The following is a 24,914-nucleotide window of genomic DNA, read 5'->3' as shown; positions in this document are numbered from 1 at the left end:
CGCCATGCGTGGATACCGCTCCCAGGCGGGTATCTACGCGCGGCCCTCGCGCCGCTGCAGCCACAGGTGGGCCGCCAGCAGGGCCAGCGCGCCACCCGCGATCATGCCCTGTACCCACGGCAGCTCCGTGATCGGCGCAAGCAGCAGGCCCGCCGCCATGCCGATCAGGCTGGCGCCGGCGCCCACCCGCTGCCGCCGCTGCCGATGTGCAGCCTGGCGATGGCGTGCGGCGATGCGCAGGCGCCGTGCATCCGGCTGCAACACCGCTTCGGCAATGGCATCGATCTCTGGGCGATTCATCCTGTCTCCTGCATTGCGTCCGTGTCTGCATGCTGCACGACTGCGGGACCTGTGTGCAACGGCAACGCTTCGATCATCTGACGAACGCCTTCGCCGCGCCGTACTCCCACTGCCACGGCACGCCGGTGTCGCCCAGCACAAACGCTACCAGGGCCGGGAAGGCCGCCTCTGCCCGCACATCGTTGCCCAGGATCACCACGCAGCGCTGGTGCTGCTCCACGCATACCAGCGTGTTGCCCACTGCATCGTCGTGGCCGCCCTTGTAGAAGCCTGCGCCCTGCGGGCCGAGAAACGTCACCACGCCCAGACCTGCCGCCAGGTTCTTGCGTTGCTGCGCCTTCGGCAACTCCGGTTGCAGGGTGGGGAACTGGCTGGCCGTGGTGATGGGCAGCTGCGGCCGCACCAGCTCCCTGCGCATCGGTGCGGATAGCCCGTCGCCACGCACGTAACCGGCGGCGAAGCGGGCCATGTCGGCAATGGTGGTATCCATGGACCCTGCCGCACGTACGCGGCTGCGCTCATCATGCGGTTCGGCCACACCTTCCGCCGTCCAGCCATCGGCCAGGTTGGCGGCGAAATCCTCGCGCCACATCATGCTGGTGCGGGTCATGCCGAAGCGGTCGAACACCCGCTGCTGCATCAACGCGCCCACATCCTCGCCCAGCCGCCCGCGTTCGATCACGAACTGCAGCAGGATCAGTCCCTCTCCGGAATACCCATATCGACTACCCGGATCAAAGTGGAACTTCAGGCGCCCATCGGGCTCCAGGAAGCCGAAGTTGGCAAAGCCACTGGAATGGTTGAGCAGCAGGCGTGGGGTGAGCTGGCGCCAGCGGGCATCGCCGGCCAGCACGCTGTAGTCGGCGTACTTCTTCGGTTCCGGTGGATAGTCCGGCAGCGGTTTGTCCAGGGCGGTAGCGATGCTCGCATCCAGATCGATCCGCGCGTCCTGCGCCAGCTGTGCGACCAGGTGGCCGAAAGCCATCTTGGTCAGTGACGCAGCGTACATCACGGTGTCGGTGCGCAGCGGCTCGCCTGCGGCGTTGCGTTCACCGTAGGCGGCCACGTGCACTACCTTGCCGCCATCGATCACCGCCAGCGCCATGCCGCGCGCGTGGGCGGCAAGCATTAGACGCTGGGCTTCGGCGTCGATGTGGGCCGGGGTGGGTAACGGGGGCGGCGCGGCCAGCACGGCCAGCGGGAACAGCGTCAGCAACATCAGGGTGGCACGGCACATGCGTGGAACTCCTGGTGGGGCGCACGGTGATGCTACGCCAGGCTGCCGCTGGCGTCATTGCCAGATGTCAGCTGGCATGCGGCCGGCGCAGGCAGATCCGGGCCGCGCCGGCACCGATGTCCACCTGGCCGCCACGCATTGCATCCGCACCAAGGATCAGCGCCGGCCGACCCTCCAGGCCGATCGCCTTGAACACTGGCAGTTCGCTGATGCGGACCTCCATCGACGGGTGCTGCCAGGCGGTGCTGCGCATGCCGGGCAGGGTGTACAGCCAGGTCGGGTGCGGCTTGCCGCCGAGGCCTTCGGTGCCCTTGCTTCGCTTGCGCAGGCGGGGATCGCTTCCATCAGTACGCAACCCGAGCGCGTGCGCGGCGGCATTGTTGAGTACGGTCTGCGCCGCGCCGGTATCGACCACGGCAACAGCGGCGACGTTCGTTCCGTCCAAGGTGAGGGTGATGAATCCAAAATCGCGCAGGCCTTCAGTGCGGTCCTGCAGCGCGTTGGCCTGGCAGCTGTCATCGTCGAAGCGGAGAGTGCCGGTCCTCGACAGCGATAGCTCACCTCGAGCGAAGTCCCAGCGGGTGTCCCAGCGCGCGGTCAGGTCGTTGCCGACGAGGCCGTCGATGGCAGGGTCGTCGCCCCCGGACAGTGACCCCAGATCAGCCTGCAGTGCGCTGGCCCGCAGCTGCCAGCTACCCAGCTGCCAGGTGGTAGTGCGCGTGCGCCTCAGCTGTGCCCCCGAGGCACTGGCGCCTTGGGCAGTGGAAACGTCGGCCTTTCCATCGACCAGGCCGTAGCGGCGTGCCACACGCCCATCGATGAGCGTGGCCCCGGCTGCACTGTCGACCACGAAGCGCAGCGGCTCGGCTTGACCATCCAGCGAGAGCGCTACCGTCGGGTGGCCGCCCTGCATCCACATCGGCAGCACATGTTCGGGGGTGTCGGCGGCCAGCGTGGGGAAGGCGGCAGCAAACAGGGGCAGCAAGGTGAGGCGCACAGGAAACTCCAGAGTGAATGCGGAGGTCCATTGGCGCGCAGCGGCGTATCACCGGAACATCGGTGTTGATACCGTCCTGATACACGCCTGCACGATACTGGCCGCATGAACACTCCCGCCCGGGTCATCGTTGTCGATGACGATGCCAGCATCCGTGATGCCATTGCCGACTGCCTGCTGCTGCATGGCTACCACGTGCGAGTGGCTGCCGACGCGGCGGCGCTGGATGTGCTGCTGCAAGTCGAACGTCCGGACCTGATCGTGCTCGACTGGATGATGCCCGGCGAGGACGGCCTGTCGGTGTGCCGCCGGCTGCAGGCGCGGGCCATCCCCATTCTGATGCTGTCGGCGATGGGAACAGCACCGGACCGGGTGATCGGTCTGGAAATGGGAGCCGATGACTATCTGGCCAAGCCCTTCGACCCACGCGAACTGCTGGCGCGGGTCCGCGCCCTGCTACGCCGCCAGGACAAGCTGCGTACCCAGGTGGCCAGCGAGCTGCGCTTTTCCGGCTGGCGATTGCTGCCCGATCAGCGCCGCCTGCTTGCACCCGATGGCAGCGAACTGGCGCTCAGCCGCGGCGAGTTCGCTCTGCTGCTGGCGCTGGCCGAGCGCGCCGGGCGCGTGTTGGGGCGCGAGCAGCTGATGTCCCTGACCCGCGGTGAGGACAGCGAGAGCGTCGACCGCGCCGTTGATCTGGCGATCAGTCGCCTTCGACGCAAGCTGGGCCACGCCGCACCGGGTGCCGAGGCACTGGTACAGACGCTGCGCGGCGAAGGCTATCGCTTCGACGCTGAGGTGCAGGTGCTGTGAGGGCGCGCTGGTCCACCGCGCGCTGGATCGCGATGCTGGCGCTGGCAAGCCTGGTGCTGGCCACCTTGGTCAGTGTGGCGGTGGTCGGCTGGATGCCGCGGCCGCCACCGCCGCCGATGCGCCTGGACCAAGCCATTCAGGTATTGCGCGGTGAACGGTCGGCCGCGGCGCTGGGCCTGCATCTCGAAACCCGCGCGTCTGCGCCGGAGGGCACCAGCAATGACTGGCTCACCCACCTGGTTGCCGCGCAGCTGCGCCAGCCGCTGGAGCATGTGAAGCTGGTCTGGGGCAGGCGGAGCAAGGCGCCGGAGGTGCAGGTCATCGAAGGCGGGGCCGTGCTTGACGCCAAAGCGCGCGCGGACGCGTTGCAGGCACAGGTCGCGGTGCTGACCGCAATGCAGTGGACGCCGTTCGAACTGGCAGTGCGCCAGGCAGATGGTCGGTGGCAGGTGGTGGGCAGCGACCACAGCGATCTGGCGGCATGGCGCCGGCAGGTCGTGCTGGCGCTGGTGGCAGGAACCGTGCTGCTGGCACCACTGGCGGCATGGGCGTCAATCCGCCTCGGCCGGCCCCTGCGGCGGCTGGCCGAGGCCAGCGCCAACGTGGACCTGCAGGCCAGTACACCGCTTCCGGACGATGGTCCGTGCGAGGTGCAGGTTCTGGCCCGCGCGATCAGTGCCGGGCGCGAGCGGCTGCACGAACAGGCGCAGGAGATGACCCGCATGCTGGCCGCCGTCGCGCATGATCTGCGCACACCGTTGACCGGCCTGCGCCTGCGTGCGGAGTTCGCGCCACCGCAACAGGCGGCGCGGATGGTGGCCGACATCGAGCGCATGGACGCGATGATCGAGCAGGTTCTCGACTACGCGCGTGGTGAGCTGCAGCCCTTGCAGATGCATCCGCTGGATCTGGCCGTGTTGCTGGAGGAGTGCGTGCAGAGCGCACTGCTGCGGGGCATCGACATCTCCTTCGACGGGCCGGATACGTTGCGGTGGCAGGGGGATGCGCTACTGCTGCGACGGGCGATCGACAATCTCATCGACAACGCCGATCGCTACGCGGGGGCGGTACAACTGCGGGCAGCCGTGTGCGGCAACGTGGCGCACCTTGACGTGATGGATCGCGGTCCAGGCATCGATGAGGCCGACCGCACCCGCCTGCTGCAGCCCTTCCAGCGCAGCGAGAGCTCACGCAGCCGCGCCACGGGTGGGGCCGGGCTGGGCCTGGCGGTCGCCGCCAACGTGGCGCGGCGGCATGCGGGCGAACTGCAGCTGCTGCACCGGGAGGGTGGTGGACTGATCGCGCGCCTGCTGCTGGGAAGCGCTTGCTGAAACGCCTTCCCGGCTTGCCTGGATCAGATGTCCCGATTTATGATTAGGCGCCTAATCATACGTCTTTCATAGGATGATCGAACCCAAGCACCATGCCCTGATGGATGAGGCGCAGCGACGCGGGCAAGCCAACATCGCGCAGCTGCGACTGTGCTTCCAGCTGCTTTCCCTGTCCACCGCCATCGACCGCGACTGCGCCACCCGTCTCGCACCGCACGGGCTCAGTGAAGCCCGCTTCATCGTGCTGTTCCTGCTGCATGGCGCCGGCGGCACGTTGCCCCCGCACGAACTGGCCGAGCGCGCCGGCGTGACCCGCGCCACCATCAGCGGCCTGCTCGATGGCCTGCAACGCGAAGGCCTGCTGCAGCGGCGCAGCGATGCCGAAGATGGCCGTCGCCTCCAGATCGTGTTGACTGCGCAGGGAACGCGCCTGGCTGGGACGTTGTTCGAGCAGCACACGCAATGGATCGGTGGCCTGTTCAATGGGTTGGATACGGATGAACAGCAACAGCTGTCGCAGTTGCTGCACAAGGTCTGGCAGCACACCGATGCTGGACGAGAACGTGCAGCATGAGCCCGGCGATCGCGGCGCAACGGCTGCATGCACTCAACACCGGCCATGCCCCCACCACCCATCTGGCCGAATGCCTGGCGGTGGATTTCGCCGCGCTGCTGCAGGTGGTGGCGCCTGCGCTTGCACCGGAAGCGCTGCAACGCATGCAGGATGCCTCAGGCAAGGGCATCACACTGCGCATGGCCTTGGCTGCGCAACTGCTGCGTGAGGCGGGGCAGGGCGATCCCGTGCAATGGCAGGACCATGCGTCCGACACCGTGCGCGGCTGGGCCTGCTACCTGATCGGCAGCGATGCCCGCGGGACGTTGGCAGAGAAGCTGCAGCAGATGCGCACGCTGGCCGACGATCCACACTTCGGTGTGCGCGAATGGGCGTGGCTGGCGCTACGCACGGACATCGTTGCCGCGCCGATGCAGGCGCTTGAGTACCTGCAACCGTGGACACAGGAAACTTCGCCGTACCTGCGCCGCTTCGCCTGCGAAGCACTGCGTCCGCGCGGTGTCTGGGCCACACATATCGCGCTGTTCAAGCAGCACCCTGAACATGCATTGCCGATGCTGGAAGCACTGGCTGACGACCCGGAACGCTACGTGCAGGATTCGGTCGGCAACTGGCTCAATGATGCCGGCAAGACTCAGCCGAAGTGGCTGCGCGTGCTGTGCACGCGTTGGCAGCACGAGCGCCACAGCGACGCCAACGCCTACATCCGCAAACGCGCACTGCGCTCGCTCCGGTAGTGCCGGATGCTGGCCGACAAACCCGCAACCCCGTCAACCTCAAGGAAGAACCACCATGTCGCACACCTTCATCGAGCTCTATACCGCCACGCCGGCCTGGACCACACTGCCGCCCGAGCAGCGGAATGCCTTCTTCGCCCGTATTGGCGCCGGCATGCAGCAGTTCGATCCAGCCCGCATCACGCCGCTGGCGATGGGCCGCATTGCCAGGGACGTACCGCATAGCAGCGATGAACAGTTCTATGCGGTCTGGCGCTGCGCGAGCCGCGAGGAGGTCGATGCGCTGGTGGCTGGCATTGCCGCTACCGGCTGGCATGAGTACTTCACCACCACCCATGCGGTAGGCGCGATGGACAGCATGGCCCAGCACTTGGCCGACCTGGCCGCCTTGTAGCGGGGCGGCAGACGCCGGCAGATCCCGGTCCTCGGCATGGGTGGCACATGCGCCTGTCACCCGGACGCGGTAAACAGGACATTGCCCATGTCCATCCGCAGGGAAGTCGATCATGCAGAGCACGCTCCAGGTCACGCTGTTCGGCCCTCTTGGCGACTGCCCGGCGTTGCAGTTGCCGGGGCTGGAGGGGCCGTCGGTGGCCATCCAGGAATCGGCCCTGCGGCGGTTGGTTTCCGACCTCTACACCGCGCGTTCCCTGCTCAACCCCGAGCAGCTGGACGAGGCCCGGCAGGAACTGGATCGCGTGCTGGAACGCTGGGTCGACATCCATGAGGGCCTGCTGCTGGACGTGGAAGTGCATGGAAAATGAGCAACTTTGCGTGGTTGCCGCCGCGTAGGCCGGGCTGGCGCGCATCTCGCTGAACCGCGTCCCCAGTTGCGTATGAAACATTTTGCACTGCGCAAAAGCTGTGTTATCAATAGATCCCATGAACGCAGCCGCCACCCGCTTTTACTGGTATTACTTTCCGAAGCCACTGGCGGAGGAAGGACTGCGCTCACCCTGAAGAAAGCTTCAGACGCATTCCCGAAAGCCGCCAGCGAACCTGGCGGCTTTTTTCATGCCGCCACGCTGGGGACCCCCAACGTTCCGGAGATCTCCCGCAATGCCCCCGCACACCGACGACCTGCGTATCCGCACCATCGAACCGCTGACACCGCCTGCCCAGCTGCTGGCGATGCTGCCCTGTGACGATGAAGCCTCCGACACCGTCAGCGCCTCGCGCGCGGCCCTGCACCAGATCCTGCATGGCCGCGACGACCGCCTGGCAGTGGTGGTAGGCCCGTGCTCGATCCACGACCCGAAGGCCGCCATCGAGTACGCCCAGCGCCTGAAGCCGCTGCGCGACGCGCTGGCCGGTGAACTGGAAATCGTCATGCGCGTGTACTTCGAGAAGCCGCGCACCACGGTGGGCTGGAAGGGCCTGATCAACGATCCGGACCTGGACGGCAGCTTCAGGATCGACAAGGGCCTGCGCATCGCACGCGGCCTGCTGCGCGACATCAACAAGCTGGGCCTGCCGGCCGGTGTCGAGTTCCTTGACGTGATCTCGCCGCAGTACATCGCCGACCTGGTGGCATGGGGCGCGATCGGCGCACGCACCACTGAAAGCCAGGTGCATCGCGAGCTGGCCTCGGGGTTGTCGTGCCCGGTCGGCTTCAAGAATGGCACCGATGGCAACGTGAAGATCGCCGCTGACGCGGTGGGTGCTGCGTCCAATCCGCATCACTTCCTGTCGGTCACCAAGCAGGGCGGCACCGCCATCGTGTCGACCACCGGCAACCCCGACTGCCATGTGATCCTGCGCGGCGGCAAGCAGCCGAACTACGATGCGGGCAGCGTCGCCGAGGCCTGCCAGGTGCTGGCCAAGGCCAAGCTGCCAGCGCGCCTGATGATCGACGCCAGCCATGCCAACAGCCTGAAGAATCCGGAGAACCAGCCGAAGGTGATCGACGACATCGCCGTTCAGCTGGAAGACGGCGAACAGCGCATCGTGGGTGTGATGATCGAGAGCCATCTGGTCGGTGGCCGCCAGGAACTGGTGGAAGGCCAGCCGCTGGTCTACGGCCAGAGCATCACCGATGGCTGCATCGACTGGGATACCACGGTGACGGTGCTGGAGCGGCTGGCTGCGGCCGTGCGTGCCCGTCGCGACGTAAAGGTGTCCGAAGCCGCTTGAGTGCGGCACGTGTGTGGATGGCGGCCAGCGCCTGCGGGGGTGCGGCCGCGATCAGGGCCGGTCGGAGTTGGAGACCGGCCCATCTGCACCGGCGATGCGCCTGGCGCTGCGCATGAGCGACAGCGCCAGGTACATCGCCGGGGTGGTGAGAACGATGGATGGGGCCTTCATGTAGCGTCGAGCCCGCGAAGCGCGGGGCTTTGTAGAAGATCCGCTCCACGTACGCTCCAGGTCACGTCACAATGCCACTTCCTGTTTGGTGGCCGCAGCCATGAAAGAACTGATCATTCCAGAAGCCGCACAGCGCGATGAGGATTCCATCGAGATGATCCGCGTGTGGATTGCCGAACGGGGATTGCATGCTTCGCTGAACGTTGGCCTGTATGGAGATCGTCCTGGCATTCGAGAGGAGCATGCGTGGGGACGCATCCTGGCAGACGTCGCCCAGCATGTCGCAGATGCTCTGGTCGTGAGTGGCGGGATGGACCGCGGCGCGGCGATCAACGCGATCAAGGATGCATTCGATGAAGAGCTGCGGGCGCCGTCCAGTGGGCGCTCGGGGGGATTCGTGGTCCGCCACTGAGGGACCAGATGGGCGCCGCGGCGCTGGAGACAGCGTCCCAACGCAACACGGCAACAAGCGCTGGGCGACGTGGAGAACGCGAACTTCAATGCACTTCGTCGTGGTACACGAACTTCGGCATTTCCCAGCGGTAGTGGATCGCCAGCAGGCGCAGCGCGAAGCCGCCGCCGAGGCAGCACAGGATTGCGGTGGCATCGGCCACGCCCCAGTGCAGCAGCAACAGGTAGGCCGCGCCGGTCAGCAGCGCGATGATCGCGTACAGCTCCTTCTGGAAGATGAGTGGTACCTCGTTGCAGAGGATGTCGCGCAGCACGCCGCCGAACGCGCCGGTCAGCATGCCGGCAATCAGCACGATGGGCATCGCATGGCCGGCTTCGCGCGCGATCGAGCAGCCGATCAGGGTGAAGGCGATCAGGCCCAGGCCGTCGAGTACCAGGAAGGTGCGGCGGAAGTGGTGCATCCAACGTGCGACCCAGGTGGCGATCAGCGCCGCGCATACGGTGAAGCCCAGGTACTCGGGATGCTTCACCCAGCCCAGCGGATAGTGGCCGAGCAGGATGTCGCGCAGTGATCCGCCGCCGAGGGCGGTGACGCAGGCGATCATGACCACACCGAACAGGTCCATGCGGCGGCGGCCTGCGGACAGTGCGCCAGTCATGGCCTCGGCGGAAATGGCAATCAGGTAGATGATGGACAGCAGCATGGGACAGGCTCCGGGCGCGGTGGGGCCGGCCATGCGCGACTACCGCCACTGCCTGCGCAATGACGGGATGACGATGACCGGTGCCGCTCCCGCTGTCCTTTTGCCTGAGAGTTCAGCGGCGTAGGCCGCGTGCCCCTTCGGCGGATCGTCCCGGGCGTGCCCGGTGACCTCTCTCCAGCTCGGCGAGTCGAATGCATGGTTGGTGGGATTCCAGCCCACCGGCCTGAGCGATCATGGGAGCCTGCGCCTTCGGCGGGCGCCAGCGCGGCGCCTCTCTCCTGCATTCGGCCGCCAGTATATCCGCTGCAGTGCAGCACGGCATAATCCGGGCATGGCCCCGTCCCTCCGCCCTTGGTTCCTGTACCTGCTCGAATGCCGGGATGGCAGCTATTACGCCGGCATCAGCACCGACGTGGACGCGCGTTTCGCCGCCCACCAGGCCGGCAAGGGCGCGCGCTACACCCGGGCGCGGCCACCGCTGCGCGTGCTGGCCGTGCGCGAGTACCCGGACCGGGCCGCCGCCTCGCGGGCTGAGTGGCAGCTCAAGCAGCAGCCGCGCGAACGCAAGCTGGCCTGGCTGCAGGCACCGGATCCTGCGCTTCTGTAGAGTCGAGCCCACGCTCGGCTTTTGTTGCTGCTGCCTGATGGTGAAGCCGAGCATGGGCCCGGCTCTACAGTAGATCCACGCCATGCGTGGATGGGCGCTTCCAGCCATGCCATGATCGCCCAGCCCTCAGCGCTGGAGACCCGGATGTCCACGACCGCCCTGCTGTTCGCTCTCTCCGCAGCAACGAGCCCCGCCGCCGATCCGGCCACCCTCGCGGCCATCGAAGCCACCTGCCACGATTACGTCGACGGCCAGCTGGAGGCCGACCCGCAGCGCGTCGCCCGCTCCCTGCACCCGGACCTGGCCAAGCGCGCGGTCCTCGGCGATACGCCCGACGAACGCCTGGGCCTGCGCCGGATGTCGAAGGAAGAACTGGTCTCGCTGACGAAGCAGGGCGCGTTGAAGACCCCGAAGGATCAATGGGACCGCCGCTGCACGGTGCTGGACGTGACCGGCAACGCGGCGTCGGTGCGGCTGGAAACGCCGTGGTTTGTCGACTACTTCCACATGGGGCGCTTCGACCAGCGCTGGGTCATCGTCAACGCACTGTGGTACCCGAAACCGAAGGCGCCGTAGAGCCGAGCCCATGCTCGGCTTCTGCAAACCGCGCGAAGTGCAGCCGAGCATGGCTCGGCGCTACAGGAGCATACGTGCGGCCCTAGCGCTTCGGTCGCCGGTCGTCCTGGTCATCACCGAAGATGATGCGCGCGCTGCGCTGGTAGCTCCAGTACGCCACGGCCCAGTTCAGCAGCACCACGATGCGGTTGCGGAAGCCGATCAGGAAGAACACGTGCGCGGCCAGCCAGAACCACCACGCCAGCACACCGGACAGCTGCAGCCGGCCCAGGTGCACGATCGCAGCCATGCGGCCGATCGTGGCCAGGTTGCCGAAGTCTGCGTACTTGAACGGGCCGGGTTCGGGCTTGCCGTGCAGGCGCGCGCGGATCACCTCGGCCACGTACTTGCCCATCTGCTTGGCCGCGGGCGCCACGCCAGGCACCGGCTTGCCGTTGGCCTGGTTCAATACGGCCAGATCGCCAGCCACGAACAGTTCCGGGTGGCCAGACAGGGTGAGGTCGGGTTGCACCTGCACGCGCCCGGCGCGGTCCAGCGGCACCTCCAGCGTGCGCGCCAGCGGTGAAGCGGCCACACCGGCGGCCCACACCACCGTGCGTGCCGGCACGAACTGATCGCCGAGCCTGAAGCCCTGGCTGTCGATGTCGCTCACCGGGGTGCCGGTCAGCACTTCCACGCCCAGCTTTTCCAGCTGCCGGCGCGCCTTCAGCGAAAGCACTTCCGGGAACGAGGACAGTACGCGCGGCCCGGCTTCGACCAGCCGCACCTTGGCGCTGGCCGGGTCGATGTGGCGGAACTCGTTGCGCAGGGTATGGCGCGCGATCTCGGCCAGCGTGCCGGCCAGTTCGACGCCGGTAGGTCCACCGCCAACCACGGCGAAGCTCAACCATGCGGCCTTCTTCGCCGGGTCCGGTTCTGCTTCGGCGCGCTCGAACGCCAGCAGCAGCTTGCGGCGCAGCGCGATGGCATCGTCCAGCGTCTTCAGCCCGGGCGCATCATCGGCCCATTGGTCGTTGCCGAAGTAGGCGTGGGTGGCGCCGGTGGCCAGCAGCAGGTTGTCGTAGTCCAGCGTGCTGCCATCGGCCATGCGGATCTGCCGGGCCTGCTTGTCGATGGTCACCACTTCGCCCAGCCGCACTTCCACATTGCGCTGGTGGCCGAGGATGTGGCGCAGCGGTGCGGCGATATCCGGGGCGGACAGGCCGGCAGTGGCCACCTGATACAGCAGCGGCTGGAACAGGTGATGGTTGCGGCGGTCGACCAGGGTGATGCGTATGCGCTCGCGGGCCAGGGCGCGGGTGGCCCAGAGACCGGCAAAACCGCCGCCGACAACAACCAGGTGGGGAACGCGCTCGCGACTCATCGACTTACTCCAGTGGGGGCATTGGGGGAAGCGCCTGGCATCTTCGCATGATGGCCCCCTGTCACGTCAGCGCCCGCGTGGATCGGCGATACTCGGGTTCAGGCAACGGCCCGTGAGGAGCCCATGAGCGAACCGGAAAAGCGCATCGCCCTGTTGATCGACGCCGACAACGCGCCGGCCTCGAAGATCGACGAGGTCCTGGCCGAAGTCGCCCGCTACGGTGTGGCCAACGTACGCCGCGCCTATGGCAACTGGAAGAGTCCGCGGTTGAAGGGCTGGGAGGCGGTGCTGCACGAGTACGCGATCCGTCCGATCCAGCAGTTCGCCTACAGCAAGGGCAAGAATGCCTCGGACATGGCGATGGTGATCGACGCCATGGATCTGCTGTACGCGCGCAACCTCGATGGTTTCGCCATCGTCTCCAGCGATGCCGATTTCACCCCGATGGTGATGCGCCTGCTGACCGATGGCGTGAAGGTGTATGGTTTTGGCGAGAAGAAAACGCCGGAACCGTTCGTCAACGCGTGCTCGAAGTTCACCTATCTGGAAGCGCTGGGCCAGACCCACGCCAGCGTGCCGGATACCGAACAGGCCTCCAGCGAACAGGCCTCGAACGAGCCGGTAGCCAACGACGATGCGCGGCCGCGCAAGAGCGGTGCGGAAATGCGCAGCGACACCCGGCTGGTGAAGATGCTGCGCCGCGCGGTGTCCTCGGCCGAGGGCGAGGATGGCTGGTCGCATCTGGGGCCGGTTGGCAGCCAGATCGGCAACCAGGCTTCGTTCGATCCGCGCAACTACGGTTACGGCAAGCTCAGTGACCTGCTGGCAGCGATCGGGCTGTTCGAGCTGAAGAAGGACGGCAAGTCATCCTACGTGCGCGCGCTGCCGAAGAAGAACCGGTAGTGCCGGCCGCTGGCCGGCAACGCCGGATGCAAGATCCCGCATCCGGCACGCACACACCCCACCCGATCAGGCGTATCGTTGCCGCTCGCATTGCCAGCAAGGAAAAACCCGCATGTTGAAGATCTGGGGCCGCCGCAATTCCAGTAACGTCCGCAAGGTGCTGTGGTGCGCCGAGGAGATCGGCCTGCCGTATGAATCCATCGAAGTTGGTGGCAGCCACGGCGGCACGCAGACGCCGGAGTACCAGGCGATGAATCCCAACAGCCTGGTGCCGGTGATCGAAGACCACGGCCTGCCGCTGTGGGAATCGAACGCCATCGTGCGCTACCTGAGCGCACGCTACGCATTGGGCACGCTGTACGCCGAAGACCCGATGGAGCGTGCCCAGGCCGAGAAATGGATGGACTGGAGCACCTCGCGCATGGCGCCGCTGTACACCGACCTGATCTGGGGCATCATGCGCACCGCCCCGGCCGACCGTGACGAATCGCGCATCAATGCCGCCATCGTGCGTGCCGGTGACTACCTGGCGATGGCCGATGCCACGCTGGCCAAACAGCCGTGGCTGTCGGGTGAGAAATTCGCGATGGGTGACATCCCGCTGGGCTCGCTGATCTATGCCTGGTTCGAACTGCCGATCCAGCGCCCGGAACTGCCGCACCTGGCCGACTGGTATGCGCGCCTGCGCGAGCGGCCGGCCTACCAGCGCGGCGTGATGTCGCCGCTGACGTAAGCGGGGACGGGTCTTTTCCTGGAAAGAGAAGCAGCCGAGCATGGCTCGGCTCTACCGTAGTGCCGAGCCGTGCCCGGCAGCACCTACCGGATCAATACAGGTCCGTCGGATCCACATCCAGCGACCAGCGCACTTTGCGTGCTTCCGGCAGCGCATACAGCTGCGGAACCAGTTGCCCGAGCACACCGTGCAATGGCGGCCGCTGCACGGCAGACAGCAGCAGTTGCGTGCGCTGGTAACCGGCCCGCCGCGGCATCGGCGCCGGCATCGGCCCATACGCCTCCACCACGTTCTGCTCGCCCAGCAGCTGACGCGCTGCCAGCAGGAATGCATTGGCATGCTCCACCTGCTGCGCCTCGGCGCGCATCAGCGCCAGATGCGCGAACGGCGGGAATCCGGCGGCCTGTCGCTGGTTCAACTCGGCCTGCGCGAACGGGTGGTAGCCACCACTCACCAGGGTTTCCAGCAACGGGTGCCCGGGGTGATGGGTCTGCAGCCAGACTTCGCCGGGATCACGTGCACGGCCCGCACGGCCCGCCACCTGGATCAGCTGCTGCGCCAGCTTCTCGCTGGCGCGGAAATCGGCCGAGAACAGGCCCTCGTCGATGCCGACCACCACTACCAGGGTCAGCTTCGGCAGGTCGTGGCCCTTGGCCAGGATCTGCGTGCCGACCAGGATGCCGGGCTGGTCGCCCAGCTTCGCCAGCTGCTGTTCCAGCGCGTCACGTCGCGACGTGGTACCGCGGTCGATGCGCACCACAGGGACGTCGGCGAAGGCCGCGGTGAGATGCTCTTCCAGGCGTTCGGTACCGATGCCCTGCGGCTGCAGCGCCAGGCTGCCGCAGGCCGGGCATGCCAGCGGCGCCGGTTGCCGCGCGCCGCAGTGATGGCACTGCAGGCGACGGCCGCCGCCATGCACGGTCATCGGTGCATCGCAGCGGTTACACGGTGCGGTCCAGCCGCAGTCGTGGCACAGCAGTACCGGCGCGTAGCCACGGCGGTTCTTGAACACCAGCACCTGCTGGCCGCGCTGCAGGTGCTCGCCGATGCCGGCCAGCACATCGGCCGAGAGGCCATCGTGGAGCGGCCGCTTGCGCACATCGAGGATGCGCACGCGCGGTGGCCGCGCATCACCGGCACGCTGCTTCAGGCGCAGGTGGGTGTAGCGCCCGGCATAGGCGTTGTGCAGCGTTTCCAGCGAGGGGGTGGCGCTGCCCAGCAGCACCGGGATGCCGAGTGCCTTGGCGCGCACCAGAGCGAAATCGCGCGCGTGATAGCGGATGCCGTCCTGCTGCTTGTAGCTGCCGTCGTGTTCCTCGTCGATGATCAGCAGCCCGGCCTGCGGCAATGGCGTGAACACCGCCGAGCGGGTGCCGACGATGACCCGTGCCTCGCCACGCGAAGCCGCAGCCCAGACGCGCGCGCGCTCGTTGTCGTTCAACCCCGAATGCAGTGCATGCACGGCGATGCCGAGGCGGCCGCGGAAGCGTGCCAGGGTCTGCGGGGTCAGGCCGATTTCCGGCACCAGCACCAGCGCCTGCCTGCCCTGTGCCAGGCAGTGGATGATGGCCTGCAGGTAGACCTCGGTCTTGCCGCTGCCGGTCACGCCATCCAGCAGGAAGGGTTGGAAGCCTTCGGCAGCGTTGATCGCGGCCACGGCCTCGGCCTGGTCCGGGTTGAGCGTGGGGCCGGGCAGTGGCTGCGCATGCTGCGGTGCCACCGTCATCGCCACGCGCTCGGCCAGCGCACGCTTGGCCAGGCTGCGCGCGGCGGTCCGCCAGTCCTCCATGCGTTCGCCCAGCACGTCCTCGTCCACGACGGCTTCGGCCAGCAGTTCTGCCAACTGTCGCGGGCGGCTGCCGGCGCGCAGCTTCCCGCGCTGGGCATGGCCTTCGGGGGTCAGCTGCCAGCCCCAGTGATGGGTGTCAGGCAGGGTGTCGCCATGGCGCAGTGGGCCGGGCAGGGCGGTGCTGAGTACTTCGCCCAGCGGTGCGTGGGTGTAACGCGCCAGCCATTGCAGGCTCTGCCACAGCTCCCCCTGCAGCAGCGGCTGCGGGTCGCACCAGGCCAACGCCTGGCGCAGTCCCTGGCCGTCGTCGGTCTGGCCGTGCCCCACCACCACCCCGACCAGCTCGCGGTTGCCGAACGGCACCTTCAGGCGGCAGCCGACCGCAACCGTGGGGCCATCGCCCTCCGGCGGCAGGTAGTCGAACAGACGGGGCAGGGGGACGGGCAGGGCAACCTGCAGGGTCGGAATCGGTGAAAGCATCGGGCCAGTGTACCGGGCCATGCGCGCGCGAATGGCGGGGTGGGAGACGGCGGAGCGGCGCCCGTTGAATCATAAATGTCACCTAAATATCGGTGTCCATTGGAGATTCAGGCTTATCCACATGTTCTGTGGATAACGTTGTGCGTTACCGGTCGACGGGAACGCAGGAGGCCGATGGCGACGAGCTCACGCTTGGGTTGGTCAAAAAATCGCCATACTTAAAAAGAATTCAAAATCAAGGACTTAAGTGTGAAACATTGCTGAAACAGAGTGAATTCAGTTGCATGCCGCAGTTTCCCGCGCCGGGAGCGTGGTGCTGTGCACAACCTGCAGCACGAAGTATCCGTGGGCGCAAGTCCTACGGGCGTCGATTGCCTGCCGCTATCATTCCCCCAGACCTTTGGAGTGACCGATGACGGCTGTGCCCGCCCCTGTTTCCTCGACCGCGGCCGGCGCGCTGTCGGCGTTCCTGCGTGGCGTCGAGCGCCGCGCCCTGGTGGTGGCTGAGCTGCAGTGCGGCGATGCCGCGCGTGCCGAGCAGACCCTGGTGGCGGTGATGCGTGCCTTTGCCGCGGTCGCCAGTGACCTGCCGATGGCGCAGTGGCCGACCCGCTTCTGGACCCTGCTGGGCCAGCGCCAGGCGCTGCGCGAGCCGGTGGGCGGCCAGTGGGAACCGCCGCTGGCCGCGCTGGGCGAGATGGGACCGTTGCCGCGCCTGGCGCTGTTGCTGCGGGTGGGCGGCAGCCTGGATGAAGGTATCGCCATGCGCGTGCTTGACCAGGATGAAGCCGGCTACCAGCACCTGCTGGCCGAGGCCTGCCCGCGTGACGCGCACGGCCAACCCGATGCCTCGGCCTGGCGCCGGCTGGCCGAACAGGTGCAGTTGCGCATCCGCGACCTGCCCGCCAAACGCCTGCAGCAGCTGCAGCAGCCGGCCGCGCCGGCGGCCAACAATGAAGCCCCGACCTCCGGCTGGCGTGCGCCGCAGCGTGAAGATCGCACGGCTGCCAATGGCAAGCGCCGCCGTTCGAACGCAAAGCCGCGCTGGCGCGGTCCATTGATCCTGCTGGTGACCGTGGTTGTGCTGTTGGCAGCCGCGCTGGGCTGGCGCTATTGGCAGGGCCATTCGTCTGGCAGCGACGCACCGCTGCCGGAAGGCGTGGTCGGTGAGGCGGGCCCCGTCACGGTGGAAGCACTGCCGCCAAGCAAGGTCAACGCCACGCCGGACGCGACCCCTGCGCAGGCTACGGACGACGCCACCATGCTGGCCGACCGCGACTATCCGCTGGTGGCCGATGCTGATCTGTATGCGTGGACCGCTGCTGGCGGCCCGCTGCCGGTGGACGAATCACAATCCAAGCCGAGCCGGCCCGAGCCGGCCAGTGCCACGCTGGAAACCGTTGCCGCCGATGAATAAGACCCTGCTCGCCAGCCTGCTGCTGGCCCTGCCGTTGTCGCTGTCCGCCGCGCCGCAGACCTTGAACGTGCCGCTGCCGCCGCCAGTGCCGGGCAGTTCACCGGCGGCTACGGCCCCGGCCACCACAAGCACGACACCCGCCGCGTTCGCCCAGCTTGACGCCCCGCAGCAGCGCCAGCGTCGGGCCGATTACGCGGCCTGGCGCGCCCTGCCGGAGGGCGAGCGCGAGCGGATCCGTCAGGCCGCTGCGCGATTCAATGCACTGCCAGCCGACCAGCAGCAGCGCCTGCGCCAGCAGTTCCAGGCGCAGGACCAGGCGTTCCGCGAAGGCTGGCGGTTGGGCCCGCAGCTGGGCCTGGAGTTCCCCAAGCTGCACGGCCTGTTCGGGTTCGTGCCGCCGCAACAGCGCGAGGCCGCGCTGGCCGTGCTGCGCCAGCTCAGCCCGGCGCAGCTGGCCCAGCTCACCCTGGTCGCGCAGCGCACGCCGCCGCAGGAGCGCGACACGGTTCGCAGCGCGTTCCTCGCGGTGCCGGCCGCCGAGCGCGACACCTGGCTCAAGCGCCAGGCGGGTCAGTAAACAAAGGGGACGGAGGGGATTAAGTCGTATTCGGCACAGTCGGGCTGGAAACGACTTAATCCCCTCCGTCCCCTTTCCTGTTCGTAACGCGATCGCAACGCGTGATGCTGGGGCCTGCCGGAACCCAGCATTCACGCCATGTCATGGGAATGCGCGCGCTGCACGCGTAAGATGACCGGCCGCAACCCGGTGCCTGTGCCCTTCGCGCGCAACCGCAGTTCGCGTCAAGCACCTTATGTCTACTGCAACCTCCACGCCGCGCTTCAGCAAGGAAGTCGGCGCCACCGGTCTGCTCGCCCTGCCGCTTGTGCTCGGGCATGTATCCACCGGTCTGATCTCCTTCGTCGACAACGTCATTGCCGGCCACCACGCCACCGCGACCCTGGCCGCGGTGACCATCGGCACGGCGCTGTTGTGGCTGCCGATGCTGATCCCGATCGGCACCCTGATCTCGCTCACGGCCTCGGTGTCGCAGCTGCATGGCGCCGGCCGCGAGCGCGAGATCGGCCCGCTGTTCCGCCAGGCACTGTGGCTGGCGTTGGGCCTGGGCCTGATCATGTTCACCTTCCTCACCGTGGTGCCGCCGCTGCTGCCGGCCTTCGGCATCGCGCCGGACATCGTGCCGGGCGCCACCGCGTTCCTGCATGCGGTGCGTTGGGGCGGCCCGGCGCTGACCCTGTATTTCTGCATGCGCTATCTGAGCGAGGGCATGCACTGGACGTTGCCGACCATGCTGCTCGGCTTCGGCGGCCTGCTGGTGCTGGCGCCGATGGGCTACGTGCTGGCCAACGGCAAGCTGGGCTTCTCGGAAATGGGTGCCGAGGGCCTGGGCATCGCCTCGGCGGTGATGATGTGGCTGCAGGCGATCGCCTTCGCCACCTACCTGTGGTTCACCAAGCGCTTCGCCCACCTGCAGCTGTTCTCGCACTTCGAAGGGCCGCGCTGGAAGGCGATCTGGGATCTGCTGCGCACCGGCCTGCCGATCGGCATCACCGTGCTGATGGAGGGCGGCCTGTTCATCGTCACCGCGCTGCTGATCGGCCGCCTCGGTGCCAATGAAGCGGCCGCGCACCAGATCGCGATCAACGTGGCGCAGCTGTGCTTCATGATCCCGATGGGCGTGGCCGAAGCCACCACCGTGCGGGTCGGCCATGCAGTCGGCCGTGGCGATGGCTTCGGCGTGCGCCGTGCGGCGTGGGCTGGCTACGCGATCATCATGGGCACGCAGACGTTGTCGGCGGCGGTGCTGCTGTTCGGCCACGATGCCATCGTCGGTGTCTACACCAACGACCTGGCGGTGGCCGGCCTGGCCTCCACCCTGCTGCTGTACGCGGCCACCTTCCAGTTCCCGGATGGCATCCAGGTACTGTCCGCCGGCGCACTGCGCGGCCTGAAGGACACCCGCGTGCCGATGTTCATCGCCATGTTCGCGTACTGGGGCCTGGGCATGCCGCTCGGCGCCGGGCTCGGCCTGGGGCTGGGCATGGGCCCGCAGGGCATGTGGATCGGCCTGATCGTCGGACTGACCGCCGCCGCCATCCTGATGGGCTGGCGCCTGCGGCGCAGCAGCCTGCGCATCGGCCAGTCCGTACTGTCCTGATCCGCCCCGCCCGCCGCGATGACCCGTGGCGGGCGATCCCCTGACTTGTGTCCGATGCCGCATCACGCGGCACCGGCTATGCTGGCACCACGGCAAGAAGCCATCCGGAGCGTTCCATGAATCAACCCGTGCCCCCGCTGCCCCCGGCGCGTCGCAACCCCGTCGCCAGTTTCTTCATCGGGCTGTGGGACGTCATGAACTTCACCCGCCGGTTGATCCTCAACCTGGTGTTCTTCGGCCTGCTGTTCCTGCTGCTGGTGATGTTCGTCATCGCTGCCGGCATGGGCGCCGGTGCCAGCAAATCGCTGCAGGACCGCACCACCCTGGTGATCGCGCCGGAAGGCCGCCTGGTCGAGCAGTTCAGCGCTGATCCGGTCAGCCGTGCGCTGGCCAAGGCGGTGGGCGACAACGGTGCCGAAGAGATCCAGCTGCGCGACCTGCTGCGGGTGATCGAGTCGGCCAAGGAAGACAAGAAGATCGAACGCGTGGTGCTGGAGCTGGACAAGCTGCAGCCGTCGGGCTTCGCCTCGCTGCGTGAAGTCGCCGCCGCACTGCAGGACCTGCGCGCCTCCGGTAAGCAGCTGGTGGCTTACAGCGAGAGCATGGGCCAGTCGCAGTACCTGCTGGCCGCGCAGGCCGACGAGGTCTACCTGGATCCGATGGGGTCGGTGGTGCTCGAGGGCCTGGGCCGCTACCGGCAGTATTTCCGCTCCGGCCTGCAGGACAAGCTCGGCGTGGACGTGCACCTGTTCAAGGTGGGCGAGTACAAGTCCGCGGCCGAGCCGTACGTGCTCGATGCTGCGTCGCCGGCCTCCAAGGAAGCCGACCTGTTCTGGATGAACGACGTGTGGCAGCGCTACCTGGGCGACATTGCCAAGGCCCGTCGCCTGGACCCGGCACAGCTGGCTGCCGGCATCGACACGCTGCCGGAAGGCATCGCCGCTGCCGGTGGTGACCTGGCCAAGTTCGCCCTGCAGCAGAAGCTGGTGACTTCACTGAAGACCCGCGAGGAATTCGAGGATCTGATGATCGAGCGCGGCGTGGCCGACGACGATGCCGACGGTGGTTTCCGCAACGTCGACTTCGGCACCTACCTGGGCCAGCTCGATGCGCGCCGCAACCCGGTCGACAACCGTCCGCAGGTGGCGGTGGTGGTGGCCGCCGGCGAAATCAGCGGCGGCGATCTCCCGGCCGGCCGCATCGGTGGCGAATCGACCTCGGCGCTGCTGCGTGCCGCGCGTGACGATGAGAACGTGAAGTCCGTGGTGCTGCGTGTCAATTCGCCGGGTGGTGAAGTGTTCGCCTCCGAGCAGATCCGCCGTGAAGTGGTGGCCCTGCAGGCCGCCGGCAAGCCGGTGGTGGTGTCGATGGGCGACCTGGCCGCCTCCGGTGGCTACTGGATCAGCATGAACGCCGATCGCATCTATGCCGATCCGTCGACCATCACCGGTTCGATCGGCATCTTCGGCATGGTGCCGAACTTCAGCCGCGCGCTGGACAAGATCGGCGTGCACACCGATGGTGTCGGCACCACCCGTTTCGCCGGGGCGTTCGATGTCACCCGCCCGATGGACCCGGCTGTGGGCCAGGTCATCCAGTCGGTGATCAACAAGGGTTACGCCGACTTCACCGGTCGCGTCGCCGACGCCCGCAAGAAGCCGGTCGAGGCCGTCGACGAAGTGGCCCGTGGCCGCGTGTGGAGCGGTGCGCAGGCAAAGGAACGAGGCCTGGTCGATGCCTTCGGTGGCTTGAAGGATGCCGTGGCCGATGCCGCCAGCCGCGCCAAGCTGGGCAAGGCCGATGCCTATCGCGTGCGCTACATCGAGAAGGCGGCAACGCCGTTCGCGCAGTTCGTCAGCGGTTTCGCCGGCAGCCGTGCCGGTGCCTGGATGCTGTCCGACTCGGGCATGGCACGGATGGTGCTGGCGCGCACGATGCCGGAAGTGGATACGCAGCTGCGCTTTGTCGAGAACGCGGCCCGCGAGAAGGGCAACGGCACGCCGGTGAAGGCGCTGGCGTACTGCTTCTGCGGGTTCTGACCGGAAGCCATCCACGCATGGCGTGGATCTACTGGAAACGCCCGGCCTTGGCCGGGCGTTTTCGTTCGCGGGGTTACTGCGTGGCGTCAGCCTCGGCCTTGCGCTCGCTCGCAGCGGCGTCATCGACGGTTTTCTGCACGCGCTTGGCGCGGTCCAGTGGCTGCTGGATCGCACGGGCCATGGCCTGCGGTTCCGGCGGCTTCTCCGGATTCGGCGTGGGCGGGCGCTGGCAAGCGGACAGCAGCACGGTGGCCAGCAGGGACGTGGACAGGATCAGGATGCGCATGGCGGCACTCCGTGATGGGCGTGCGGGCAGTGTCGCATCCTCGGCAGGGGGCGGCCGTGAGCGCGTATCCTTGCCGCATCGAAACACAGCGGGCGCGGCCCCGGAGAGCACATGACCCAGCAACGGTGGCGCCTGGACGGCCAGACCGCCCTGATCACCGGCGCCAGCGCCGGCATCGGCCTTGCCATCGCGCATGAACTGGCCGGCTTCGGCGCCGATCTGATGATCGTCGGCCGTGATATCGACATGCTGGAGACGGCGCGTGACGAACTGCTGGACGTGTATCCGCAGATGCAGGTGCATGCACTGGCTGCCGATGTCTCCGACGACGAGGACCGCCGCCAGATCCTGGACTGGGTGGAGGACCACAGCGATGGCCTGCACATCCTGGTCAACAACGCCGGCGGCAACGTCACCAAGGCGGCCACCGAGTATTCCGAGGATGAATGGCGGAAGATCTTCGAGACCAACCTGTTCTCGGCATTCGAGCTGTCGCGCTACGCGCATCCGTTGCTGGCCCGCCACGCGTCGTCGTCCATCGTCAACGTCGGCAGCGTGTCCGGCCTGACCCATGTGCGCAGCGGCGTGGTCTACGGCATGACCAAGGCGGCGATGCACCAGATGACCCGCAACCTGGCCGTCGAGTGGGCCGAGGATGGCATCCGGGTCAACGCGGTGGCGCCGTGGTACATCCGCACGCGGCGCACGTCCGGGCCGTTGGCGGACCCGGACTACTACGAGGAAGTGATCAACCGCACGCCCATGCGCCGCATCGGCGAGCCGGAGGAAGTGGCTGCAGCCGTGGGCTTCCTGTGCCTGCCGGCGGCCAGCTATGTCACCGGCGAGTGCATCGCGGTGGATGGTGGATTCCTGCGCTACGGGTTCTGATCGCTCTGCTGTAGAGCCGAGCCCTTGCTCGGCTGCACTCCGCCAACGGCAGCCGAGCCTGGCTCGGCTCTACAACAGATCCACCCCATGGGCAGGTGCGGCCATGCCGCCGCTGTCACCCCGGTACCGGGCAGTTGCTGGCTTCGAGCACGTCCTGCAGCCGCTTGCGTTCACCGCGCGCGGTATCGCGGTTCTCCGGCGCGGCGAAGCGCTCACGGCCGCGGGCATCGCGGAAGCGCTGCTGCCAACCACCGCAGCGCTGCGCTTCGGGAAGCGCTTCGCAGTGGTCGCGCACCACTTCACAGCTGGCGGCGTTCACCGGCGTCACTCCGCCAAGGCCCTGTACCGTCATCAGCTCGCAGCGGCCGGGCGCGGCCTCGTACTCGTACAGGTAGCCGCCGCCCTGGCTGTCGGTGCACTGGAAGATCGGAGGAAGCGGCGGCTTCGGTGGACCGTCACCTGCGGCGGCGCGGGCCTCGGCATCGCGGCGCAGCGTCGCGCTGTCGAGGATCTGGTCGTCTCCTTCGTGTTCGACCATGCCTGCTTCCATGATCGTGCGTCCTTCATCCGCGCGTCGTGGTTTCGCTGGAGCCGCAGGGGCAACGGCCGCTCCGGCCGGCACCGGCGCGGGTATTTCGACGGGGGCGGGTGCAGGTTCGGCCGCCACAGGTGCAGCGGCGGCCGGCTGCGAGTTGGTCGGGTCGGGTATGCGCAGCACCTGCTGCTTGCTGCCGGTGGGGCACGGCGTGCGCTGGAGGGTAGGGACGTCACTACTGCTGGAGGTACAGCGGTAGATCACGCCCTCTTCGGCCAACGCGCTTCCGGGTAGCAGCACCAGAAGCAGCCAGATCACTCGGTTCATGCGCACAGCGTACAGGCAGCGACGGCGTGCTGCGCTCAGCGTTCGCAATCGCGCGACAGGCGCGCATCGATGCCGCGCTGTTCGTTGCTGATGGCGGTGCGTTCACTCTGCAGCGCGCTGTTGTAACGGCGATCCAGCTCCCAGCGGCGGTCACTCAGTCGCGCGCAGACTTCCTGCGGTGGCAACGCATGGCAGCTGTCGCGGACCAGCACGCTGCCGGCCGGTACCTGCACGCCCATGCCGATCGAGGGAGGGCGATAACCCGCGCCTTCGCCGATCGGCGTGCCGATGGCCGGGCGCGGACCCGGGTAGGCCGGGCCCCGATGGCCGTGTGGCAGCCAGACACTGGTCCACAGCGGCACCCAGCGCGGATTGCCTTCGTTGTTGTCGCTGGTATAGCGGCGTCCATCCTCGCTCACGCATTCGTACATCGGCTGCGGCGGCTGGATGTAGACGTGGCGGACTTCGCGCTCGCGGATGACCGGGGGTTCGCTGGGCGGCGGAGGCGTGGCATCACTGCGTACCACCCGTGGAGCGGGATCGCGCGGGCGCTGCAGGTCGCGTACCTGCTGGCGGCCGCTGTTGCAGGGCGTGTCCTGCAGGGCAACGGCGCCGTTGCTGGCAACGCAGCGGTACACCCGCACGTCGTCGGCGGCGGGCGCCGTCCACGGCAGCAGCAGGCACAGGCTGAGGGTGGCGCGCAGCAGGGTCATGGCGGCAGGGTGCGTGATTGTCCGCAGCAGCGCAATCGCCGGCTCAGGAACGCAGTACGTTGCCGCTGAGCGCGTCGCGGATCGGGGTGGGCTGGGCCAGGCCGCCGGTCTGTCCATCGAGGATGCCGTCGAGCAGGCGCAGCAGGCGTGGATCCAGTTCTTCGCGGCTGCGGGCCGGCGGTTCGCCGGCCAGGTTGGCGCTGGTGGAGACCAGCGGGCCGCCCCAGGCGCGGCAGAGTTCGGCCACCAGCGGGTGCGCGCTGATGCGCACCGCGATGCCGCTGTGCTCGCCGGTGACCCAGGGCTGCGCGCGCGGGCCGGCGGGCAGGATCCAGGTGTTGGCGCCGGGCCAGCTGGCCAGTACCGCGCGCTGGCGGGCGTCGGGCAGCGCCTGCAGGCGCACCCAGCCTTCCAGCTGCGCCAGCTCGGCCGCGACCAGGATCATGCCTTTTTCGATCGGGCGCTGCTTCAGCCGCAGCACCATGTGCACCGCAGCTTCTTGCGAGGGATCACAGCCCAGGCCCCAGACCGCTTCGGTCGGGTAGGCGATCACGCCGCCCGCGCGGAGCGTGGCGACAGCAGAGTCCAGGGTGAGTTCTTTCATGGCGGCGACCGGCCCGGCGTGGGCCTCCATTATCCCCCTGCTGCGTGCAGAAGGGGTGGTCGGCGCGGA

At 67.8% G+C, this 24,914-nt stretch carries 27 protein-coding genes and 2 riboswitches; of the genes, 17 read left to right on the top strand and 10 right to left on the bottom strand.

The window, feature by feature from the left end:
* Positions 1 to 33: 33 nt before the first annotated feature.
* From M1L61_RS20795 to M1L61_RS20785, 3 genes are all read right to left on the bottom strand, one after another.
* A complete protein-coding gene (locus M1L61_RS20795) occupies positions 34 to 300 on the bottom strand; it encodes a hypothetical protein (protein ID WP_049413040.1) in 267 nt (88 codons plus the stop codon).
* 73 nt (positions 301 to 373) lie between these two features.
* Positions 374 to 1,537, bottom strand: a complete 1,164-nt coding sequence (locus M1L61_RS20790) for a serine hydrolase domain-containing protein (RefSeq protein WP_248854053.1) — start codon at positions 1,535 to 1,537, stop codon at positions 374 to 376.
* Between the two features lie 67 nt (positions 1,538 to 1,604).
* Positions 1,605 to 2,534 (bottom strand): aspartyl protease family protein, encoded by a 930-nt coding sequence (locus tag M1L61_RS20785; RefSeq protein ID WP_248854052.1) that lies wholly within the window; start codon positions 2,532 to 2,534, stop codon positions 1,605 to 1,607.
* Between the two features lie 105 nt (positions 2,535 to 2,639).
* Between M1L61_RS20785 and M1L61_RS20780 the strand changes: the two genes are divergently transcribed.
* The 8 genes from M1L61_RS20780 to M1L61_RS20745 all read left to right on the top strand — a co-directional run bounded on the left by M1L61_RS20780 (position 2,640) and on the right by M1L61_RS20745 (position 8,705).
* On the top strand, positions 2,640 to 3,347 hold the full coding sequence (locus tag M1L61_RS20780) for a response regulator transcription factor (protein WP_049413046.1): 708 nt from the start codon (positions 2,640 to 2,642) through the stop codon (positions 3,345 to 3,347).
* Positions 3,348 to 3,379: 32 nt separating this feature from the next.
* Positions 3,380 to 4,678: an ATP-binding protein gene (locus tag M1L61_RS20775; RefSeq protein WP_049413048.1), complete on the top strand. Its 1,299-nt coding sequence runs from the start codon at positions 3,380 to 3,382 to the stop codon at positions 4,676 to 4,678.
* Positions 4,679 to 4,751: 73 nt separating this feature from the next.
* Complete coding sequence (locus M1L61_RS20770; protein WP_049413049.1) at positions 4,752 to 5,252, top strand: MarR family transcriptional regulator; 501 nt, start codon at positions 4,752 to 4,754, stop codon at positions 5,250 to 5,252.
* Positions 5,249 to 5,989 carry a DNA alkylation repair protein gene (locus M1L61_RS20765; protein WP_049413050.1) on the top strand — a complete coding sequence of 247 codons (741 nt, stop codon included), beginning with the start codon at positions 5,249 to 5,251 and terminating at the stop codon, positions 5,987 to 5,989. The genes M1L61_RS20770 and M1L61_RS20765 overlap by 4 nt, the downstream gene beginning before the upstream one ends.
* Before the next feature lie 55 nt (positions 5,990 to 6,044).
* Positions 6,045 to 6,383: a DUF6616 family protein gene (locus M1L61_RS20760; protein WP_010481139.1), complete on the top strand. Its 339-nt coding sequence runs from the start codon at positions 6,045 to 6,047 to the stop codon at positions 6,381 to 6,383.
* Positions 6,384 to 6,495: 112 nt separating this feature from the next.
* Positions 6,496 to 6,753, top strand: coding sequence for a hypothetical protein (locus tag M1L61_RS20755; protein ID WP_049413052.1), 258 nt, complete (start codon positions 6,496 to 6,498; stop codon positions 6,751 to 6,753).
* Positions 6,754 to 7,048: 295 nt separating this feature from the next.
* Complete coding sequence (locus M1L61_RS20750; protein ID WP_010481143.1) at positions 7,049 to 8,122, top strand: 3-deoxy-7-phosphoheptulonate synthase; 1,074 nt, start codon at positions 7,049 to 7,051, stop codon at positions 8,120 to 8,122.
* Between the two features lie 271 nt (positions 8,123 to 8,393).
* Complete coding sequence (locus M1L61_RS20745) at positions 8,394 to 8,705, top strand: DUF5076 domain-containing protein (RefSeq protein ID WP_010481144.1); 312 nt, start codon at positions 8,394 to 8,396, stop codon at positions 8,703 to 8,705.
* Between the two features lie 85 nt (positions 8,706 to 8,790).
* Here the strand turns inward: M1L61_RS20745 and M1L61_RS20740 are convergent, their stop codons facing one another.
* Entirely contained in the window at positions 8,791 to 9,408 is a 618-nt protein-coding gene (locus M1L61_RS20740) for a trimeric intracellular cation channel family protein (protein ID WP_005411215.1), read from the bottom strand.
* 84 nt (positions 9,409 to 9,492) lie between these two features.
* Positions 9,493 to 9,596: riboswitch (glycine riboswitch) on the bottom strand.
* A gap of 13 nt (positions 9,597 to 9,609) precedes the next feature.
* Positions 9,610 to 9,699, bottom strand: a riboswitch (glycine riboswitch).
* A gap of 40 nt (positions 9,700 to 9,739) precedes the next feature.
* On the opposite strand from M1L61_RS20740, the gene M1L61_RS20735 reads away from it, so the two are divergent.
* Together M1L61_RS20735 and M1L61_RS20730 are read left to right on the top strand one after the other, a co-directional pair.
* Positions 9,740 to 10,015, top strand: a complete 276-nt coding sequence (locus M1L61_RS20735) for a GIY-YIG nuclease family protein (RefSeq protein ID WP_012481382.1) — start codon at positions 9,740 to 9,742, stop codon at positions 10,013 to 10,015.
* 144 nt (positions 10,016 to 10,159) lie between these two features.
* A complete protein-coding gene (locus tag M1L61_RS20730) occupies positions 10,160 to 10,591 on the top strand; it encodes a nuclear transport factor 2 family protein (protein WP_049480212.1) in 432 nt (143 codons plus the stop codon).
* A gap of 82 nt (positions 10,592 to 10,673) precedes the next feature.
* Here M1L61_RS20730 and M1L61_RS20725 read toward each other — a convergent pair whose 3' ends face one another.
* Positions 10,674 to 11,954, bottom strand: coding sequence for an NAD(P)/FAD-dependent oxidoreductase (locus M1L61_RS20725; RefSeq protein WP_248854051.1), 1,281 nt, complete (start codon positions 11,952 to 11,954; stop codon positions 10,674 to 10,676).
* Positions 11,955 to 12,077: 123 nt separating this feature from the next.
* Here M1L61_RS20725 and M1L61_RS20720 point away from each other — a divergent pair, with 123 nt between their 5' ends.
* Both M1L61_RS20720 and M1L61_RS20715 read left to right on the top strand, forming a co-directional pair.
* Entirely contained in the window at positions 12,078 to 12,857 is a 780-nt protein-coding gene (locus M1L61_RS20720; RefSeq protein ID WP_010481148.1) for an NYN domain-containing protein, read from the top strand.
* A 112-nt stretch (positions 12,858 to 12,969) separates the two neighbouring features.
* Positions 12,970 to 13,590 carry a glutathione S-transferase gene (locus M1L61_RS20715; protein ID WP_010481150.1) on the top strand — a complete coding sequence of 207 codons (621 nt, stop codon included), beginning with the start codon at positions 12,970 to 12,972 and terminating at the stop codon, positions 13,588 to 13,590.
* Between the two features lie 91 nt (positions 13,591 to 13,681).
* Here the strand turns inward: M1L61_RS20715 and M1L61_RS20710 are convergent, their stop codons facing one another.
* Positions 13,682 to 15,859, bottom strand: coding sequence for a primosomal protein N' (locus tag M1L61_RS20710; RefSeq protein WP_159360824.1), 2,178 nt, complete (start codon positions 15,857 to 15,859; stop codon positions 13,682 to 13,684).
* A 412-nt stretch (positions 15,860 to 16,271) separates the two neighbouring features.
* Between M1L61_RS20710 and M1L61_RS20705 the strand changes: the two genes are divergently transcribed.
* From M1L61_RS20705 to sppA, 4 genes are all read left to right on the top strand, one after another.
* Complete coding sequence (locus tag M1L61_RS20705) at positions 16,272 to 17,276, top strand: hypothetical protein (RefSeq protein WP_241885980.1); 1,005 nt, start codon at positions 16,272 to 16,274, stop codon at positions 17,274 to 17,276.
* Entirely contained in the window at positions 17,269 to 17,853 is a 585-nt protein-coding gene (locus M1L61_RS20700; protein WP_010481155.1) for a DUF3106 domain-containing protein, read from the top strand. Before M1L61_RS20705 ends, M1L61_RS20700 begins: the two co-directional genes overlap by 8 nt.
* 235 nt (positions 17,854 to 18,088) lie before the next feature.
* A complete protein-coding gene (locus M1L61_RS20695) occupies positions 18,089 to 19,453 on the top strand; it encodes an MATE family efflux transporter (RefSeq protein WP_248854050.1) in 1,365 nt (454 codons plus the stop codon).
* A 116-nt stretch (positions 19,454 to 19,569) separates the two neighbouring features.
* Positions 19,570 to 21,492 carry a signal peptide peptidase SppA gene (gene sppA / locus M1L61_RS20690; protein ID WP_019338929.1) on the top strand — a complete coding sequence of 641 codons (1,923 nt, stop codon included), beginning with the start codon at positions 19,570 to 19,572 and terminating at the stop codon, positions 21,490 to 21,492.
* A 73-nt stretch (positions 21,493 to 21,565) separates the two neighbouring features.
* Here the strand turns inward: sppA and M1L61_RS20685 are convergent, their stop codons facing one another.
* Positions 21,566 to 21,778 carry a hypothetical protein gene (locus M1L61_RS20685; RefSeq protein ID WP_010481162.1) on the bottom strand — a complete coding sequence of 71 codons (213 nt, stop codon included), beginning with the start codon at positions 21,776 to 21,778 and terminating at the stop codon, positions 21,566 to 21,568.
* 111 nt (positions 21,779 to 21,889) lie between these two features.
* Between M1L61_RS20685 and M1L61_RS20680 the strand changes: the two genes are divergently transcribed.
* Positions 21,890 to 22,666, top strand: a complete 777-nt coding sequence (locus M1L61_RS20680; RefSeq protein WP_010481164.1) for an SDR family oxidoreductase — start codon at positions 21,890 to 21,892, stop codon at positions 22,664 to 22,666.
* A gap of 115 nt (positions 22,667 to 22,781) precedes the next feature.
* Here M1L61_RS20680 and M1L61_RS20675 read toward each other — a convergent pair whose 3' ends face one another.
* The 3 genes from M1L61_RS20675 to M1L61_RS20665 are packed head-to-tail and all read right to left on the bottom strand — an operon-like array spanning position 22,782 to position 24,875.
* On the bottom strand, positions 22,782 to 23,528 hold the full coding sequence (locus M1L61_RS20675) for a hypothetical protein (RefSeq protein ID WP_248854049.1): 747 nt from the start codon (positions 23,526 to 23,528) through the stop codon (positions 22,782 to 22,784).
* 35 nt (positions 23,529 to 23,563) lie between these two features.
* The gene (locus M1L61_RS20670) at positions 23,564 to 24,241 is read right to left on the bottom strand and encodes a DUF4124 domain-containing protein (protein WP_248854048.1); all 678 of its coding nucleotides are present in this window, start codon (positions 24,239 to 24,241) and stop codon (positions 23,564 to 23,566) included.
* A 43-nt stretch (positions 24,242 to 24,284) separates the two neighbouring features.
* On the bottom strand, positions 24,285 to 24,875 hold the full coding sequence (locus M1L61_RS20665) for a Sua5/YciO/YrdC/YwlC family protein (protein WP_019660786.1): 591 nt from the start codon (positions 24,873 to 24,875) through the stop codon (positions 24,285 to 24,287).
* Positions 24,876 to 24,914: the final 39 nt, after the last annotated feature.

This window comes from Stenotrophomonas sp. NY11291, from assembly GCF_023277365.1.
Lineage (GTDB): Bacteria > Pseudomonadota > Gammaproteobacteria > Xanthomonadales > Xanthomonadaceae > Stenotrophomonas > Stenotrophomonas geniculata.
This window is presented reverse-complemented; position numbering and strand designations above follow the sequence as displayed.